This is a genomic window from Oceanobacillus neutriphilus (assembly GCF_014645515.1).
Lineage (GTDB): Bacteria > Bacillota > Bacilli > Bacillales > Amphibacillaceae > Oceanobacillus > Oceanobacillus neutriphilus.
In genome coordinates, this window is sequence record NZ_BMLW01000021.1 from 19894 (window position 1) to 36974 (window position 17081).

Annotated in this window: 18 protein-coding genes; 15 read left to right on the top strand and 3 right to left on the bottom strand. The window is 36.2% G+C overall.

Annotation, left to right across the window (positions count from 1 at the left end):
- Window positions 1-74: 74 nt before the first annotated feature.
- The 6 genes from IEX29_RS24540 (at window position 75) to IEX29_RS24565 (ending at window position 6742) form a co-directional block, all read left to right on the top strand.
- Window positions 75-1295 (top strand): dipeptidase, encoded by a 1221-nt coding sequence (locus IEX29_RS24540; RefSeq protein WP_188738186.1) that lies wholly within the window; start codon window positions 75-77, stop codon window positions 1293-1295.
- Between the two features lie 27 nt (window positions 1296-1322).
- Window positions 1323-2939 carry an ABC transporter substrate-binding protein gene (locus IEX29_RS24545; RefSeq protein ID WP_229720379.1) on the top strand — a complete coding sequence of 539 codons (1617 nt, stop codon included), beginning with the start codon at window positions 1323-1325 and terminating at the stop codon, window positions 2937-2939.
- Window positions 2940-3018: 79 nt separating this feature from the next.
- Complete coding sequence (locus IEX29_RS24550) at window positions 3019-3966, top strand: ABC transporter permease (protein WP_188738188.1); 948 nt, start codon at window positions 3019-3021, stop codon at window positions 3964-3966.
- A 22-nt stretch (window positions 3967-3988) separates the two neighbouring features.
- Entirely contained in the window at window positions 3989-4882 is an 894-nt protein-coding gene (locus IEX29_RS24555; RefSeq protein ID WP_188738190.1) for an ABC transporter permease, read from the top strand.
- A 16-nt stretch (window positions 4883-4898) separates the two neighbouring features.
- Complete coding sequence (locus tag IEX29_RS24560; RefSeq protein ID WP_188738192.1) at window positions 4899-5723, top strand: alpha/beta fold hydrolase; 825 nt, start codon at window positions 4899-4901, stop codon at window positions 5721-5723.
- A gap of 461 nt (window positions 5724-6184) precedes the next feature.
- Complete coding sequence (locus tag IEX29_RS24565) at window positions 6185-6742, top strand: cysteine hydrolase family protein (RefSeq protein ID WP_188738194.1); 558 nt, start codon at window positions 6185-6187, stop codon at window positions 6740-6742.
- A 195-nt stretch (window positions 6743-6937) separates the two neighbouring features.
- Here the strand turns inward: IEX29_RS24565 and IEX29_RS24570 are convergent, their stop codons facing one another.
- A complete protein-coding gene (locus IEX29_RS24570; protein WP_188738196.1) occupies window positions 6938-7411 on the bottom strand; it encodes an 8-oxo-dGTP diphosphatase in 474 nt (157 codons plus the stop codon).
- A 197-nt stretch (window positions 7412-7608) separates the two neighbouring features.
- Here IEX29_RS24570 and IEX29_RS24575 point away from each other — a divergent pair, with 197 nt between their 5' ends.
- From IEX29_RS24575 to IEX29_RS24590, 4 genes are all read left to right on the top strand, one after another.
- Window positions 7609-8349 carry a hypothetical protein gene (locus tag IEX29_RS24575; RefSeq protein ID WP_188738198.1) on the top strand — a complete coding sequence of 247 codons (741 nt, stop codon included), beginning with the start codon at window positions 7609-7611 and terminating at the stop codon, window positions 8347-8349.
- Between the two features lie 250 nt (window positions 8350-8599).
- Entirely contained in the window at window positions 8600-10054 is a 1455-nt protein-coding gene (pdxR, locus tag IEX29_RS24580) for a MocR-like pyridoxine biosynthesis transcription factor PdxR (RefSeq protein ID WP_188738201.1), read from the top strand.
- Between the two features lie 152 nt (window positions 10055-10206).
- Window positions 10207-10656: a YfmQ family protein gene (locus IEX29_RS24585; protein ID WP_188738202.1), complete on the top strand. Its 450-nt coding sequence runs from the start codon at window positions 10207-10209 to the stop codon at window positions 10654-10656.
- 57 nt (window positions 10657-10713) lie between these two features.
- On the top strand, window positions 10714-10902 hold the full coding sequence (locus IEX29_RS24590) for a BshB3 potential contributor to bacillithiol synthesis (protein WP_188738204.1): 189 nt from the start codon (window positions 10714-10716) through the stop codon (window positions 10900-10902).
- 133 nt (window positions 10903-11035) lie between these two features.
- Here IEX29_RS24590 and IEX29_RS24595 read toward each other — a convergent pair whose 3' ends face one another.
- Entirely contained in the window at window positions 11036-11425 is a 390-nt protein-coding gene (locus IEX29_RS24595) for a hypothetical protein (RefSeq protein ID WP_188738206.1), read from the bottom strand.
- A 308-nt stretch (window positions 11426-11733) separates the two neighbouring features.
- On the opposite strand from IEX29_RS24595, the gene IEX29_RS24600 reads away from it, so the two are divergent.
- From IEX29_RS24600 to IEX29_RS24615, 4 genes are all read left to right on the top strand, one after another.
- Window positions 11734-12708 carry a D-cysteine desulfhydrase family protein gene (locus tag IEX29_RS24600; protein WP_188738208.1) on the top strand — a complete coding sequence of 325 codons (975 nt, stop codon included), beginning with the start codon at window positions 11734-11736 and terminating at the stop codon, window positions 12706-12708.
- A 225-nt stretch (window positions 12709-12933) separates the two neighbouring features.
- Entirely contained in the window at window positions 12934-13851 is a 918-nt protein-coding gene (locus IEX29_RS24605) for a DNA-3-methyladenine glycosylase 2 (RefSeq protein WP_308423670.1), read from the top strand.
- A 64-nt stretch (window positions 13852-13915) separates the two neighbouring features.
- Window positions 13916-14158 (top strand): alpha/beta hydrolase, encoded by a 243-nt coding sequence (locus IEX29_RS24610; RefSeq protein WP_188738210.1) that lies wholly within the window; start codon window positions 13916-13918, stop codon window positions 14156-14158.
- Window positions 14115-14657: an alpha/beta hydrolase gene (locus IEX29_RS24615; protein ID WP_188738212.1), complete on the top strand. Its 543-nt coding sequence runs from the start codon at window positions 14115-14117 to the stop codon at window positions 14655-14657. Before IEX29_RS24610 ends, IEX29_RS24615 begins: the two co-directional genes overlap by 44 nt.
- 55 nt (window positions 14658-14712) lie before the next feature.
- On the opposite strand, the gene IEX29_RS26925 is transcribed toward IEX29_RS24615, so the two are convergent.
- On the bottom strand, window positions 14713-15174 hold the full coding sequence (locus IEX29_RS26925; protein WP_229720380.1) for a glycine zipper domain-containing protein: 462 nt from the start codon (window positions 15172-15174) through the stop codon (window positions 14713-14715).
- A gap of 434 nt (window positions 15175-15608) precedes the next feature.
- Here IEX29_RS26925 and IEX29_RS24625 point away from each other — a divergent pair, with 434 nt between their 5' ends.
- A complete protein-coding gene (locus tag IEX29_RS24625; protein WP_229720381.1) occupies window positions 15609-17072 on the top strand; it encodes an aldehyde dehydrogenase in 1464 nt (487 codons plus the stop codon).
- Window positions 17073-17081: the final 9 nt, after the last annotated feature.

Below are 17081 nucleotides of genomic sequence, written 5' to 3' on the forward strand. Positions count from 1 at the left end.
CCCATCTTAATGACAATAAGTTCCATCATGATTTGAATACTTCTATAAAAATATTCCAACAAGGAGAGGTTAAAATGTCAACAAAGTTAGGACAAGGAAAAAAGAAGGTATATGATGGTTATACATCTTTTCAATATTTGGAAGCAGGAGTCGATTATAAAGAGTACAAGCTTTCTAAACAAAATGATCGTGTTACACCATATGTATATCCTTTGTCAGAAGATGAAGAAGAACAAGTTCAACAAATATTAGAAGACGATTATATTGTTTCCATGCATGAACACACCTTTATTATGCCGGAAAATTTATCAGATTTTTTTGAATTTAGACGGCAAGGAAGAGATTGGACCGGTTATAAAGCTCTAAGTGAATCAGGGCTGGATGTTGTGTTCGAAAATTTTATGGATGGAACAGCAATGGTAACATCTATGGCGGGATGGAAGTGGTCAGATGTTATTCATGATATAGGAATTCGATATAGTGATATAGCTCATCAGGATATGCTGATTAAAGCAGAGAGAATTTCTGACTTATATCGGGCGAAAAAAGAAGGGAAAATTGCATTTGTTGGCGCTTTAGAGTCTTCGACAATGATAGAAAATGAGTTAGACCGGCTAGACATACTTTATGGGTTTGGAATTCGAACAATGGGAATAGTGTATTCCGAAGCCAATCAATTAGGAGCTGGCCTGAGAGAACCAAATGATGCAGGCTTGACTGTATTTGGTAAACAAGCGGTCCGAAGAATGAATAAGTTAGGGATTACCATTGATGTATCACATGCAGGAGATCAAACCTCACTGGATACCATTGAGGAAAGTGAAAAACCAGTTACCATTAACCATGCTGGAGCAAGAGCATTATGGGATACGAAGCGTTTGAAGCCAGATAGTGTTATTAAAGCATGTGCCGAAAAGGGAGGCGTGATTGCCATTGAAGCAGCCCCCCATTCTACAATCACTAAAGCCCATCCTGAACACAATATAGAATCATTCATGGAACACTTTGAGTACGTTGCTAATTTAGTTGGTATTGATCACGTAGCTTTTGGTCCGGATACATTATTTGGTGACCATGTAGGTACACATGACATTTTAGCTGGTCAATTATCAATCAAAAGTGCGCAAATGCCTGGTTTGAAGAAAGTTGAATATGTAAAAGGATTAGAAAATCCCGCAGAATGTATGCCAAATATTATCAGATGGTTAGTTAAAAAAGGTTATAGTCGTGAAGATATACGTAAAGTAGCAGGTGGAAATGTACTGAGAGTATTAGAGGCAACATGGGCTAAATAATTTTATAGTCAAGGGGAGAAGAACAAATTGAATAAAAAGATTATTATTACAATTATTGGAATAATGGGAATATTGTTTTTGAATGCCTGTTCTTACGGAGCTGATAATACTTCCACCACTAACAACGATAAGGAAGAGGATCCACAAAAAGGTGGAAAAGTGTCGATACCTATTGTTGCGGACCCAACTTTTAATCCCTGGCATCCTAATGCATACGCTGAGTCAAATGTAGTAAATAGAGTATTATTTTCAAGCTTGACTAAGCCAGGTAAAGATCTTGCTCCTTCTCCAGATTTAGCTGAAGAATGGGAAGTCTCAGATGATGAATTAGAGTGGACTTTTTTCTTGCGGGATGATGTATTATGGCACGATGGAGAGAAGTTTACAGCAGATGATGTAGCATATACTTTTAATGAAATTGTTCTGAATGAAGAATTAGGAGCGAACAACTCTTCTTATTTCGGACAGCTGAATAAGGTAGAGGTAGTAGATGAGTATACTGTGAAATTTGTATTAGAAAGTCCTGTCGCTGCTCTTCCTGCATATTTAGGTTTTAATACAGAAATTCTTCCAAAACATATATTTGAAGGGGAAGACCCATGGAATCTGACCTCTTTTAATAAAGAAAACCCTATAGGGACGGGTGCTTTCAAATTAAAAACGTATAATTCCGGACAAAGTGTCGTTCTGGAAAGAAACGAGGATTACTACGGAGAAACAGCATTGCTGGATGAAGTTGAGTATAAAGTGCTGGGAGATGCTAATACACATGTTGCTCAGATATTAACCGGAGAATTATCCATTTTCGCTTTAGATGATTTAGCAGCTATTGAAAAAATAGAAAATGCGGATGGAGTAGATGTTTATGCCCGGGATACGACAAGATTTTTTTGGTTAATCTTAAACCAGGAAATAGAGAAATATCAGGATAAGGAAGTTAGACAAGCGATACTCCATGCGATTGACCGTCAAACTATTATTGACACTGTTTTAAAAGGCTATGCGACAATAGCTGACTCTGGCATTGCTCCTGCCTTACAACAATATTATACAGAAGACGTAACAAGAATTGAGTATGACCCAGATCTTGCTAAAGAATTATTGAAGGAAGCTGGATGGGAAGATTCTGATGGAGATGGAATCTTAGATAAAGATGGAGAACCATTTACAATTGATTTTGAAATAGGAATTCAGGGTGATCTAGAAGCAGTCTCTCAAATGGTGCAACAATATTTGGAGGAAATAGGGATAAAAGTAAATTTAAATGCTATGGAATGGAATACAATGATTCAGCAGGTTGTAGTTGAGAGAGATTATGAAATGACTTTAAACTGGTGGAGATACCCGGCTGATCCGGACCTGTCTGCTTATATGCACTCTAAAAATGTAAAGGGGAATAATATCCCTGGATATAAAAATGAGGAGTTAGATAAGCTGCTGGATGAAGGCGCGCAAACCAGTGATATAGAAAAACGGCAAAAAATATATATTGAAGCACAGCAATTAATGGCTGAAGAGTTACCATATTTATTTTTATGGTATCCGCAAGAAGCTCAGGTACGTATTGATAAATTAAAAGGAGTTCCAGACTTATCTTTTGGAGATGCTCTCCATTATATTAATGAATGGTATTTAGAAGAATAAAATTATATATAGAAGTGCGCTTTATAGCGCACTTCTATATATTCATAACGTCCCAATGCAATGTCAGGAGGGAGTTTTATTGCTGAAATTTCTAATAAATAGATTCGGACAAAGTATTATTTTATTATTAATTGTTACTGTTATCACATTTTTTCTTATTAACCTAGCTCCTGGTGGTCCATCAAGCACGATGAGAATGGATGCTTCTCCAGAGGAAAGACAGGCTATGGTAGAAAAGTTAGGATTGGACCAGCCTGTTATTGTCAGGTATGCAAGCTGGCTAAAAGGAGCTTTTTCTGGTGATTTAGGAACTTCATTCACTTCTAATGAACCTGTTGTTCAAAGAATCGCAGAAAGACTGCCATATACTATTGAACTGACAATTTTCACTATTATTATATCTATTATTATTGGTATTCCAATTGGTATACTTTCTGCAATAAAAAGAGGAAGTGTACCAGACCATATTATTAACTTTTTCAGTGTAGTCGGACTCTCTGTTCCAGCTTTCTGGCTAGGGTTAATGCTGATTCTTTTATTTTCAATTAATCTGGGGTGGCTGCCTTCTTCGGGAGTAGGTGCAAGAGGAGTGGATTTCAATTTATGGGGGTGGATTTCACATTTAATAATGCCAGTTCTCATCCTGACAACTACCATTTTACCGAATATTGTCAGATTTACCCGGTCCTCTATGCTGGAGGTTATTTCCCAAAATTATATCCGGACAATTCGTGCTAAAGGAGCCAAGGAATCGATTGTAATCTATATTCATGCTCTAAGAAATGCCTTAATTCCAATTATTACGATTATCGGTGTGTTAATTCCAAGACTATTAAGTGGTGCTGTAATTACGGAAGCTATATTTGGATGGACAGGTATTGGTACGCTGATTTTGGAGGCTGCCAGAGGAAGAGATTATCCGCTGGTCATGGGGATTACGATAGTAATTACTATTGTTGTTATCTTATGTAATCTAATAGTAGATATTGTTTATTCACGTGTTGATCCAAGGGTGAAAAATGTATAAACAGGCAGGAGGCAGCAGCAAGATGAATGCATCTACTAATATAAATATTAAGAAAAAGGATGTCTTTAAGAAAAGAAGCGGGAAAAATATTCTGCTTCAAAGATTAAGTAGAAATAAAATAGCTTATGTATCTCTTTGTTTTTTGATTTTAGTTCATATTCTTGTTTTTATTGGTCCTCTTGTATGGAAAGTGAGTCCAACTGGATTACAGGATGCAGGTGCTTTGGCAAATTGGTCATTACAACACCCGATGGGAACTGATGATTTAGGACGAGATGTATTCTCGAGAATGCTTTATGGAGGGAGAATTACTTTAATAGTAGGATTAGCTGCCATGCTATTTGCTTTACTGATTGGTACTATAATAGGAGCTTGTGCGGGATTTTTCAGAGGATACGTTGAAACAGTCTTGATGAGATTTACAGAGGCAATGATGGCTATTCCAAATTTCTTTTTTGTACTTGTAGCATTAACAGTACTGGGAACCAGCCCTATTATGGTGGTTATTGTTATTGCATTATCAGGCTGGATGGAGATAGCACGAGTAGTATATGGAGAGACATTAAAATGGAAGGAGTATGAATTTGTAGAAGCTGCAAATGCCTCAGGAGCTACTTCTATCAGGATTCTTACGAAGTACATTATTCCACAAATTATACCTTCTATTATTGTTTCTGGAACTTTAACTATTGCAGCGGCAATTTTAACTGAAAGTGCAATAAGCTATCTCGGAATGGGTATACAGCCGCCCACACCGACCTGGGGAAATATGCTTCAAGATTCACAACAATATATTTGGACAGCACCTATCTTAGGTGTTTTACCTGGAGCGGCTATAACAATAGTAGTATTAGCATATAATTTTTTAGGCGATGGACTCAGGGATGCTTTAGATCCAAGGTTTGTGAAAAAATAAAATGGAGTGAATAGTTATGTATATAAATATTAATGATAATCAATTGTATTATGAGATTCATGGAAATGAAGAAGGGGAAACTATATTTTTTATACATGGTGCCCCAGGATTGAGTGATTGCCGGGGAGATATACAGTCTTTTTCTGCTTTGGGTGACAAATATCGTTTAGTTTTTCTGGATATGCGTGGATCCGGCCGCTCTGGAGGTAATGCGCCATTTACGCATGAACAATGGACTGCTGATATAGAGGAATTAAGGAAGCGTTTAGTTGATGGACCAATAATTATATTAGGTGGCTCCTACGGCGGTTTTCTCACGCTTGAGTATGCATTAAGATACCCCGGGAATGTTTCATATGTATTGCTTAGAGACACCTCAGCAAATAATGAATTCGATCATTTATCAATTGATAGAGCTCTAGAAAGTAGATTACCTGGAATTACAGAAGACGGTATAAACAGGTTATTTAAGGGAGAAGTAGGATCAAACGAAGAATTAAGGGAGATGTTTACCGCAATTCAGCCGTTATATACGGTGAAATATGATGAACAAGCGGTTCAACAAAAGCTAAATTCTATTTACTATCGCTATGAGACACATAATTTTGCCTTTAAATATAATAAACCAAAGTTTAATCTTGTTCCCCGTCTTCAAAATATTAAAGTACCCACGTTAGTTACTGTTGGAAGACACGATTGGATTACCCCTGTTGAAAGCTCAGAATTAATCGCGAAGAATATCCCGAATGCTCAGCTGGTTATTTTTGAAAACAGCGGTCATTCTCCACAACAGGAAGAGAACAAAAAGTTCATTCAGCTTATTAGAGAATTCCTGGTTTAGATATTTAAATATTTCATTATACAGATGTTCCCAAAGTACATACGGTTTCAGTATGTACTTTTTATATGTTTGGGAAATAAAAATGTTAGAGTAGTATATAAGAAAAATATAATGAATAACATCTTTTATAATTAATTGTAAGCATGTTGATGATATGAAAACGGTATATTAATTTGTTCAATATACAACTATGAACGCAGCTTTCCGTTTCAAGTAGTATTTTTCTCCTTTTTAGTTTGAAATTTCTCTGTAAAAATTGAATTTTTAGTCAGAAAGGAAATAAAGCCTGCATACTATGGTAAAATAAAGCTACCTTAAAAGAAAGCATTTCGATAAGGGATATAATTGGAGGAGGCGTTTTATATGATAAATAAAAATAGAAAGACAGTAAAACACAGAAAAGGGAGAACGCTTAACTAACCAGTTATATCGTGTTTCCCTCAATTGGAAGGGGAATAAATTTGAATCAAGTTTTATTAATTATTGATGCACAGCAGGAATTATTGGATGGAAATTTTGAAAGGTGTGCAGTGTTTCAAAAAACACAGCTTATTACTACTATTAATCTGGTAATTGAAAAAGCAAGAAATACAGCTGTACCAGTTGTATTTGTAAGAGATTTAGATGTCAGTGAAGGAAAAGGAAGCGGGTTTGAAATTCATCGGGAAATTAATGCTCCGGCAGCAGCAGAAATTTTTGATAAATCTGCGACAAATGCTTTTTTTGGAACAGGTCTGGCAGAATATCTAAAGCTTCATCAAATAAAACATATTGTTATGATGGGCTGTGAAACGCAGCATTGCATAGACAGTGCTGTTCGAACAGCGACTGTTAACGGGTTTGATGTCACATTAGTCGGAGATGGTCACTCAACCCTTGGTAATGATATCTTAAGCCAGGAGCAGATTATAAAGCATCATAACCAAATACTTCATGGGCATTACAATGTTGATCATTTTTCAATTGTGAGAAATGCATCTGAAGATTTATTTTGTCCCACACATGATACGTACAGATAGCGCAAAAGCAGTGCAGTTTTGTACTGCTTTTTCTATTGCATATAACATTTCCTAAGAGTGATTTATACCTTGAGTAGACAGTCTTATATCTGACTTCCCTTTATATTCCATTTATACTATAATAAATTTATTGAATAAAAGAAAAGGGTAAAATGATTGTTAGCTATGAAAGTAATCGTTTTACCTTTTTCCAGTTCAGGTTTCTTTAATAAATACTTCTCCTGCTGCATTTTTCTCTGCATCCCAGACAGTGTGAATTTCAAATGTGCCAGGTTTAAAAAATAAATCAAATCGTAGTTTGATATCATTTTGCATCGGCAGATTTTTGGCTTCGTTGATATTAATCCAATGCAGTGTGCCTTCTGGAGGATTTTTCTGTAGTTCTCCTTTAAAATCCTTTGTCCAGTAGTTCATCATAATATACCGGTCTTTTGCAACGGTATTAACAAATTCGGAAATACCTTTAAAGACCAGGTTGGTTACATCCAATCCGGTTTCTTCTTTTACTTCGCGGATAGCTCCGTCAACAAAACTCTCCGGGAATTCTACCTTTCCACCCGGCGGGATAAATCCCTTAAAGTTATCGTGCTGCCGATCCAACAATAAAACTTTATCTTCATTCTGGATTATCACGACGGTCCAGAATTTGTAATTAATATTTTGTTCCATGACACGCCTCCATTGAAAATTTGCATTATGTATGTAAAATTTTTATGATATATCACAGAGTATCACCAGTGAAAAACCTGTTTTAATAGAGAGAAAACGAAAACTTTGCTTTATAATTATTAATATTAGCATTGAATAAAGCTATCATCTACTGAAAGAGTTTTAAAAATTAAAAAATATTTTTATAGGAGCGGCTTATGTTAGATCAATACTTACCATATATAGAACAATTACCTGATTCCAGAGAATTAAGACGTGATGATTTGATTCATCCTGATTTTCTTATAGAAAAAGAAAATAATTTGGAAATATATTATGCCCCTCATAATGAATATATAAATGATCAAGCAGAGATTGTGATTGTTGGAATTACTCCTGGCTGGACACAAATGAAGAAGGCATTTGAGACTTTTGTTGCTTTGAAAGCAGCAAATCTGAGTGTAGGCAGAATTCTTGAAGTAACGAAAAAGGAAGCAAGTTTTTCGGGTACAATGAGATTGAATTTAATACATATGTTAGATGAAATCAAGCTGCATGATGCTCTTGGATTACCTGGTACAGCATGTATCTTTGAAAATAGCCGGCCTATATTACATACAACATCAATGATTAAGTATCCGGTTTTTTACAAAGGTAAAAATTATACTGGCCATCAACCAAAAATTAAGAATAGCCCACTTCTGTCAAAATACGCATATGACGGGTTTGCTGATGAAATCAACTCGTTGCCTCCATCCTCGCTATTAATTCCTTTAGGCAAAACAGTAGATGCCATTATAGATGAATTAAAGCAGGAGGGAAGAATTAATCAGGTTTGTCTGAAAGATTTCCCTCATCCATCAGGAGCGAATGGGCATAGAATGAAGGAATTTAATAAACAAAAAAATACGCTGACCGAAATGGTTGATTCTTGGAAGCAGAATAGAAGCGAGATGTAGTTATAATGCAACGTGGCAGTAGTAAACTTCAATGTGTGAACATTTTATGATAAGTATTGAACGAAAAAAGTGGTTAATAGGAGGCATAAATTATGACAAAAATAATTATAGAGGATAGTATAATAAATGAAATACCAATTTAATTATAATACGAAACGGAAAGCAAGCAATTGGTTTGAAAAATATCTTAGTTAGTATCTGATGGAGGATACAAGCACATTTAAATCTACGACACAATTGAGGAATTCATATGAACTTTAAACTGGACCGTTCAGTCAAAACACCACTATACAAACAAATAGCAGCGTATATCGAAAACGGGATTTCTACGGGTGAATTTTCTCCGGACACTGCGCTGCCTTCAGAACGCCAGCTGGCAAAAGAACTCCAGGTTAACCGCAGTACAGTAGTGGCCGCTTATGATGAGCTGCAATCGATAGGCATTGTTGAAAGAAGAAAAGGCAGCGGAACACATATCAGTACAGATATCTGGGGAATTTCCGATAAAAGGATTCCTAATTGGGGAAGGTATGTGGAGGATGGATCGTTTCTTCCTAATCTGCCATTAGTTCAAAAAATAAGAACCGAAACCCAAAATAATGACATGATAAATATGGCAAGCGGGGAATTAGCAGCTGACTTATTTCCAGCAGAACAGTTTCATTCTATTTTTAAAGAGAAGCCTTTTACAGAGCATCTGGGTTATGATCACCCTCAAGGAAATATCCGCTTGCGAGAAACTATTTCCAAGCACCTTTATGGATATAAAGGCATTTCTAACGATGTAGAATCTATCCTGATTACATCCGGAGCGCAGCAGGCACTTCACTTAATCGTACAATGTTTACTGAAGCCGGGAGATGCAGTAGCGATAGAGGATCCGTCCTATGCTTATTCATTGCCCTTATTTAAATCAGCAGGTTTACGTTCCTATTTATTAAAAAGTGATGAATATGGGATCAACCCTGAGAATATAATTGAATTGCATAAAAAACACCGTATCCGGATGTTGTTTATTAATCCTGATTTTCAAAATCCGACCGGTGTGCAGATGCCCTTAAGCAGACGAAAGAGAATATTAGAGATTTCATCTGAGTACGGCATCCCTGTTGTAGAGGATGATCCATATAGTATTACTGCATTTAATGGAAATATAGCTTCTTCCTTAAAACGGATGGATAATAACGGAAATGTATTATATATCAGTTCCCTATCCAAAATTGTCGCTTCCGGATTACGGATCGGCTGGATTGTCGGACCGGAAAAAGTAATCCAGCGTTTAGCTGATGCAAAGCAGCAGATTGATTTCGGACACAGTATTTTTCCGCAGTGGGTGGCGAATGAGTTTATCGGTTCTTTAGAATTTGATGAACATATTCATAAGGTTAGGCAGCAGCTGGAAGCGCGCAGAAAGCAATTATCAAAAGCGCTTATTCATTTTTTAGGAGATAAGGTGGAATTTATAGAGCCAAATGGCGGGATTCATTTATGGTGTAAACTGAAAGAACCAGTTGATGAGTTTCAATTGCTGAATGAATCCCTGAAGAGAGGGCTTGCTTTTGTTCCCGGCTCTATTTTTGGTGAAAGTAAAGGGTTTGTCCGTTTTACTTATGGCAGAAGTACCTCCCCAGATATTTGGGAAGGGATATCCAGATTCGCTGAAGCTCTCAAGCATTTGCATAAAAATAACCTATCCAATTCGTAAAGTGGATGGGCTATTTTTATGCAAATTGGATGGCATTATTTTTCGGATATACGATATAATTAAAGTTAGGATAAATTTGAATTTTATTAGCAAGTAATGCTGTATCCTATTAAATCGGGAAATACAGCTTATTAGGGAGTTGGAATTTAGAAATGACATGGACTTTTGTATTAATCATAATAGCAGGAATTATAGTGAAATTTTTAACCAGTCCGCCAAGTGCTTTGGTTGGGTGGTTCTTAGATAAATTTGAGTTACATCCAAAAATCGATGCAGCAGAAAGTACTGTATTATTTGATGGAGAATACTTGGATGAAGACGAAAAAAGCAGGTTTATAGATTCTTTTAATAAGGCTCAATTCTTAAACAAGAATCATATCTTTCCTGGAAAGGAAGAATTATTTCTCCATCCCGAAACAAATATAACACCATATATTGTTCATTTTAAAAAGAAAAATAAAGAAATGACGTTCCATGTTTTCAGCTATGAAAATCATGTAGATGTAGTAAAACAATGGAAGAAAAAAATGGCTTCCTACACAATTAATTCCGAGTATCTGCAACAGGATGTTTTGGCGGATAGCAAGCCGCACAATGTCTGAGACTGCATGAATAAAGCTGTATAAACTATTTAAATTTTGAAAGGTGGGGAATGGAACATGATGAACGTCCTTATCATAGTGGTTATTGTTGTATGTATTCTTGCGTTGATTGGAACGCTTCTTGTCACAAGAATGCTTGATGACAATTATGAACGAAAGAAAAGCTTCTCAAGTCTTTCTTATATTTATTTCCTCGGTCTGCCTGCGATTATTATAGCTTCGGTTCTTATATGGGTTTTTATCTAGCATCTTACTTAAAGTTTCAGATTGGATATATACTTAGCAATAGAACTTCCTATTTAATAGAAGTTCTATTGCTGTTTTATTGACTTCTTTGCAAATACTTTCTCTCACTTACATAAGAGTAAACGTTATTTTTCTAATATTGAAGGTTTTCTTCATTGAAAAATGCTTTTTTTACATAAATTGTATAAGCTAAAACAACCATTGAAAAAATCATATTACCTATATAGAGCTGGTCAAATGGATTGCTTATGAGTAAAGAGCTGATTGCTCCAAAAACAGCTGAATAAGTTATCATCGTCCAAAAACCCCATTTTTTCGTGCGGAAATAACCATAGATCATCACTAATGAAAATAAAGCTACGATAACTCTTGTTAACCGTTCAGGCATATTCGGAAGTCCGAATCTTTCAGCTACGCCAATTGAATTAGCACCCGCGTCATAAAAAATAGCTGTAAATAATAAAACGGCCGCACCAAATATATAGAAATAACTGATTAATGTAACCCCTAAAGGTCTGTTCATTGTTACACCCTCCATACATCGTCTTTAAAGAAGTGCTGCCATTCTTATGTTCCTTTAGTTAAAGGGATGCCTAGTTTATAAATTTAGATAATTTTAGTGTATCATAGGTTTCTATGTTTTGTATCCGTTTTATTTAATAGTCCATTTCCATTCTGGTGCTAAGCGATGATACATTATACGCTAAAGAAATCTTTTTAAAGTTTTTTCAATGCAAAAATAATAAATTCATCCCATCTGAAAGTTGCTTATGTAAGTGATTATTCGCTATCATAAAAGAATAAACAGAATGAAAGTGAGAGGAATAAAAAATGCGTAAACTAAATATTGCTAATCTGGATACACCAATAAAAAAACTGGAAAAACTAAGCAATCAGCTGGGGAAAAATATCTTTATAAAGCGTGATGATTTTACAGGTATTGAAGTCTCCGGCAACAAAGTAAGAAAGCTGGAGTATATCATCGCCTATGCTCTGGATAATGACTACGATGCCATTATTACAACAGGAGCTATTCAATCAAATCATGCCCGGGCTACTGCTGCTGTCTGTGCAATGATGGATTTAGACTGCCACCTGGTACTTAGAGGCGAAGTAAAGGAATATGAAGGGAATCTATTTCAGGACGATATGCTTGGAGCAAATGTAAATATTATCCCTCCCAGTGCATCAAGGGAAAAGGCGATGGAGGAGCTGAAACAAAAGCTGGAATCTCAAAAGAAAAAAGTATTGATTATTCCGGTTGGTGCATCCAATGCAATCGGTTCTTACGGTTATATTAATTGCTATAACGAAATTATAAAGCAGGAAGTAGAGATGGGGGTTCATTTTGATTCTATCAACCTCGCAATTGGATCGGGCGGAACTTATGCAGGGCTCTGGTACGCAAATGAAGAGGCAGACATCAGAAAGAAAATCATTGGCTATTCTGTTGACCAGATAGCAGAGGTGTTCAAAGAAGATGTTATGAAAATTGTAAATGATTTGGAAGACACCAACCATCATTTTGATTCTATATCCATTAATGATAACTATATTGGACTTGGCTACGGTCAAGCAACAGATGAAGAACTGGCATTTTATATCAATGTTGCTAAAAGCGAGGGGATTATTCTTGACCCGGTTTATACAGGAAAGGCTTTTAAAGGATTAGTAACTGAAATAAAAAATGGAAATTATGATGATCAAGAAAATATTCTTTTCATCCATACTGGAGGACAGCAAGGTTATACAAAAGAGATGAGAGAGAGAATAAAGGATGTTTTAAGAAAGAATGACAGGGTATAATTTTATTTGTAGAAAGCCATGAAAGTGCACGTATAAGCATCCACTTAAAAAGACAAAGGGATATTGTGAAAACAGTATTTCTTTGTCTTTTTGCATCAATGTGATGAAGGCATAATTATCTTGAAAATCCGGCGATTTACATGGGTTATACCACTCACTTGGTGTACAATAGAGGCTAGTATGCTGAAGCTGACAGGCAGGTCTTAAAGATGGAGGTAAAATAAATTGAGAATTTGCAAAGAAAATAAACATGGCATTTTAATCAAAACACCTGAACTATTTGATTTTAAGACAAATTTAAATTATTTACAGAGAAACCCGAATGAATGCATGTATGAGGTAGGGGAAGATAAAATTATACGGGTGATTGAAATAAATCAACTGCGTACATTAGTATGTATCAGTGAAGCAGACAACGAATATTTAGCTGTGGAGTTTTTAGCCGGTGCGAGGCTGGAATCCATGGAAGACAAGGAAGCGATAGTACGCTATGTTGAAGAGTGGTTTGATTTTGAAACCGATCTTATACCCTTTTATAAAATGGGAAGCAAGGATCCATTGCTGGAGCAGGCTATTGAAAGATTTTATGGTCTTCGGATTATAGGGTTACATGATTTATTTGAAGCCCTGTGCTGGGGAGTTTTGGGGCAGCAGATTAATCTGACATTTGCGTATACATTAAAACGTCAATTTGTTGAAAAATTCGGTGAGACCTTGGAGTATAAAGGGAAAAAGTATTGGATTTTCCCTTCATTTGATAAAATTTCTGGATTAAGTCCGGAAGATATGTCTGACATTAAAATGACAAAGAAGAAAAGGGAATATGTTATCGATATCGCTAAGTTGATGGCAAAGGGAGATTTAACAAAAGAAAAATTGCTGCATTTCGATGACTTGAAGCAGGCCGAAAGGGAGTTGACCCGAATTCGGGGAATCGGTCCATGGACTGCTAACTATGTGTTAATGCGTTGTCTGCGTTATCCGGATGCTTTTCCTATTGATGATGCAGGATTGATTAATGCTATTAAACTGGTAACGGGAATGGAGCGGAAGCCAACCAAGGAAGAAATCAGAGAATGGGCATCAGCATGGAAAAACTGGGAGTCATACGCCACATTTTATTTATGGAGAATGTTGTATTAAATAGTATAAGTTTGTTGATCCAGTAAGCAGGATTAACCCAAATTATGAAAGGGTGCAAATTTAAATGGTAAAAGTAATTCAACCAAAGTCTTTTTTCTTTAAAGGCGGCGAAAGAGCTGTTTTGTTATTACATTCATTTACCAGCAGTACAGTCGATGTGAGGAAGCTGGGCAGGTTCCTGAACAAGGAAAATTATACTTGCTTTGCACCCTTATATAAAGGTCACGGATTATCTGCAGAACAACTAATTCTTACGGGGCCTGATGATTGGCAGGAAAGCGTCGAAGCAGGGTATCATTTTTTTTAAGAATGAGGGCTATCAGAATATCGCTGTCATTGGAATATCGTTAGGCGGAATTTTAGCTTTAAATGCAGGACAAAAATGGAACGTTACTGGTATTGTTACCATGTCAGCTCCATATAAAAGAGAGATAAATGCATTAAAACGCCGTGTCCAAAGGTACGCACGAACGTATAAACAGCTGGAAGGAAAATCGGAACAGCAGATTTCTTATGAAATAAATAACTTAGAAGGATCTTCATTAGATAGTTTAATAAAACTTAAGAATCACATTGATTTTACTATGGCAGAATTATCAAAAATTAATAAGCCGATCAGTATTCTTTACGGCGAGCTGGACGAGCCTTTATATAAAGAAAGTGCAGATTATATCTATCGAAATGTGTCTTCCCAAAATAAAATTGTGAAAGGGTATTCCGATTCAAGACATATAATGCTGGCAGATAAGGATCAGGAACAAATTCAAGCGGATATTTTATTGTTTTTGAATAATTTAAAATGGTGATAGAATCATATATTAATGGAATGAATTATTATCTCTCTGGAATTTTAGATGCAAACTATATTATTTTACCTTTTTTCTTAACATCTGCATCCAGACCTGCTCCAATCGCTACTCCAATACCTAAGCCAATCGGCAAACCTAGTGCAAGATTATCGAATAACAGTCCAAAAATGAGGCCTATGGTTAATCCAAGGGACATATATATGCTCAAATAATAATCCTTTGAGACTAACTTATGCTCTTTCAGAAGATGAGAACTAATCGATTCAAGCTTCTGACTGTGCTGCTTAAAATCAGCTTTGGTAAATTGATCTGATTTAGCTATCAATTCTGTTATATGTTTTTCTAAATCGATAAAATACCGGTAGCATGTTTTACATTCGGATGAGAGTGTATGTAACCTTTGAACCAGCCGGTTACATTTATCAAATTCAAGTTTTCTGGAAGTCTTTTCTCCTAAGCTGTTTCTTAAATCTTCAATCTTAGTGGTAAGTTTATCAGCACGTGGACTTACCATAATGGGTGACCTCCTTCTTATTTTGCCCGTATTCTAAATAAGAAATCCTCAGATATTTAATGCTGTCCTTTCTATTACAGAAGCACATTATTTTATACAATTATATGCAAAGGAAGTAAATGATGCAAATTTATTTTAAAATTTTGACTATATAAAAAGGTTGTGTCCCAGTTTTGATTACAAATCAAACTAATAACCTAATAATCTATTTTTTATTTTCTTCATTTCTTCTTCACAGCCAGCTTTTATCATCGATTATGTAAAAAAATATAAAAAAATTATGTTTGTTCCACATAGAGGAACTGGGGTATTTTAAATCTATTGATTACACCTATAATAGGAATTAATTAATACATCATGCATGTATTAGTAAAGCGCAACTGTATTTAATAATAAATTATTGAATGCGTTTACAAAACAAGGAGGTATGTTTCGTGCAAGCAACAAAGACACCGATAGATGTGAACCCCATTGATTGCTCTCATTATATTAATGGAGAGTTTGTACAATCCAAAAATGGAGAGACATTTGAAAATATGAATCCCGCTACAAAGGAAGTATTGGGAATTGTTCAAATTGGAGGGAAGGAAGAGGTTGATAATGCAGTTAAAGCAGCCAGGACAGCCCTTAAAGGAGAATGGGGGACGATGCCGGCTAAAAAGCGGTCTCAAATTATTCGAAAAATTGGGGATCTCATATTAGAAAGATTACCAGAATTAGCTATGCTTGAAACATTGGATACAGGTAAACCGCTTTGGCTATCCAAAAGTGTAGACATAGATCGGGCTGCAAACAATTTTCATTTCTTTGCAGATTGCGTGACCACAACTGGAAATGAATCCTATCAGCAGGATGATATCGCTATTCACTATTCTGTACGCAAGCCTGTCGGAGTCGTTGGACTGATCAATCCATGGAATCTCCCGTTATTATTATTAACCTGGAAGCTGGCGCCGGCTTTGGCAGCTGGAAATACAGTGGTGATGAAACCTTCAGAAGTAACTCCGATGACTGCAACTGTACTTGTAGAAATCTGTAAAGAGGCCGGCGTGCCTGATGGAGTAGTGAATCTGGTACATGGTCTTGGGGAGACAGGTGCAGCAATTACTTCTCATGAAGATGTAGATGCCATTGCATTTACAGGAGAAACGGTTACAGGAACAGCCATTATGAAAGCGGCAGCTCCAACATTGAAAAAATTATCCTTTGAGTTGGGCGGCAAAAATCCAAACATTATTTTTGCGGATGCCAATTTAGATGAAACCATAGAAACAACATTAAAATCCAGCTTTATCAATCAAGGGGAGGTTTGTCTCTGTGGATCGAGAATTTATGTACAACGGGAAATTTATGATTCATTTTTGGAAAAATTCGCTGCGAAAGCAAAAGAACTGAAGGTAGGAGATCCGTTTGAATCTGAAACATTAGTAGGGGCTATGGTCAGTGAAGAGCATTATAACAAAGTAGTCAGCTATTTAGATATTGCGAAAGAAGAGGGCGGCAAATTTCTTATTGGCGGGAACACATTATATGAAGAAAAAGGCTTTTATATTGAACCGACAATTATTACAGGCTTAAATCAAGACTCCAGATGTGTCCGTGAGGAAATCTTTGGACCGGTTGTGACAGTTCTTCCTTTTGACACAGAGGAAGAAGTGCTGGAGCAGATAAATGATACACACTATGGCTTGAGCGCAAGTGTCTGGACAACAAATGTAAAACGGGCTGCAAGCTTTTCAGCACAAATTGAAGCAGGGATGGTATGGGTAAATACATGGTTTCTCCGTGATTTACGAACACCTTTTGGCGGAATGAAGCACAGCGGGCTTGGACGTGAGGGCGGAGTCCATAGTATGGATTTCTATACAGAACAAACGAATGTAACATTAAAACTCTAGGAGGAGCTG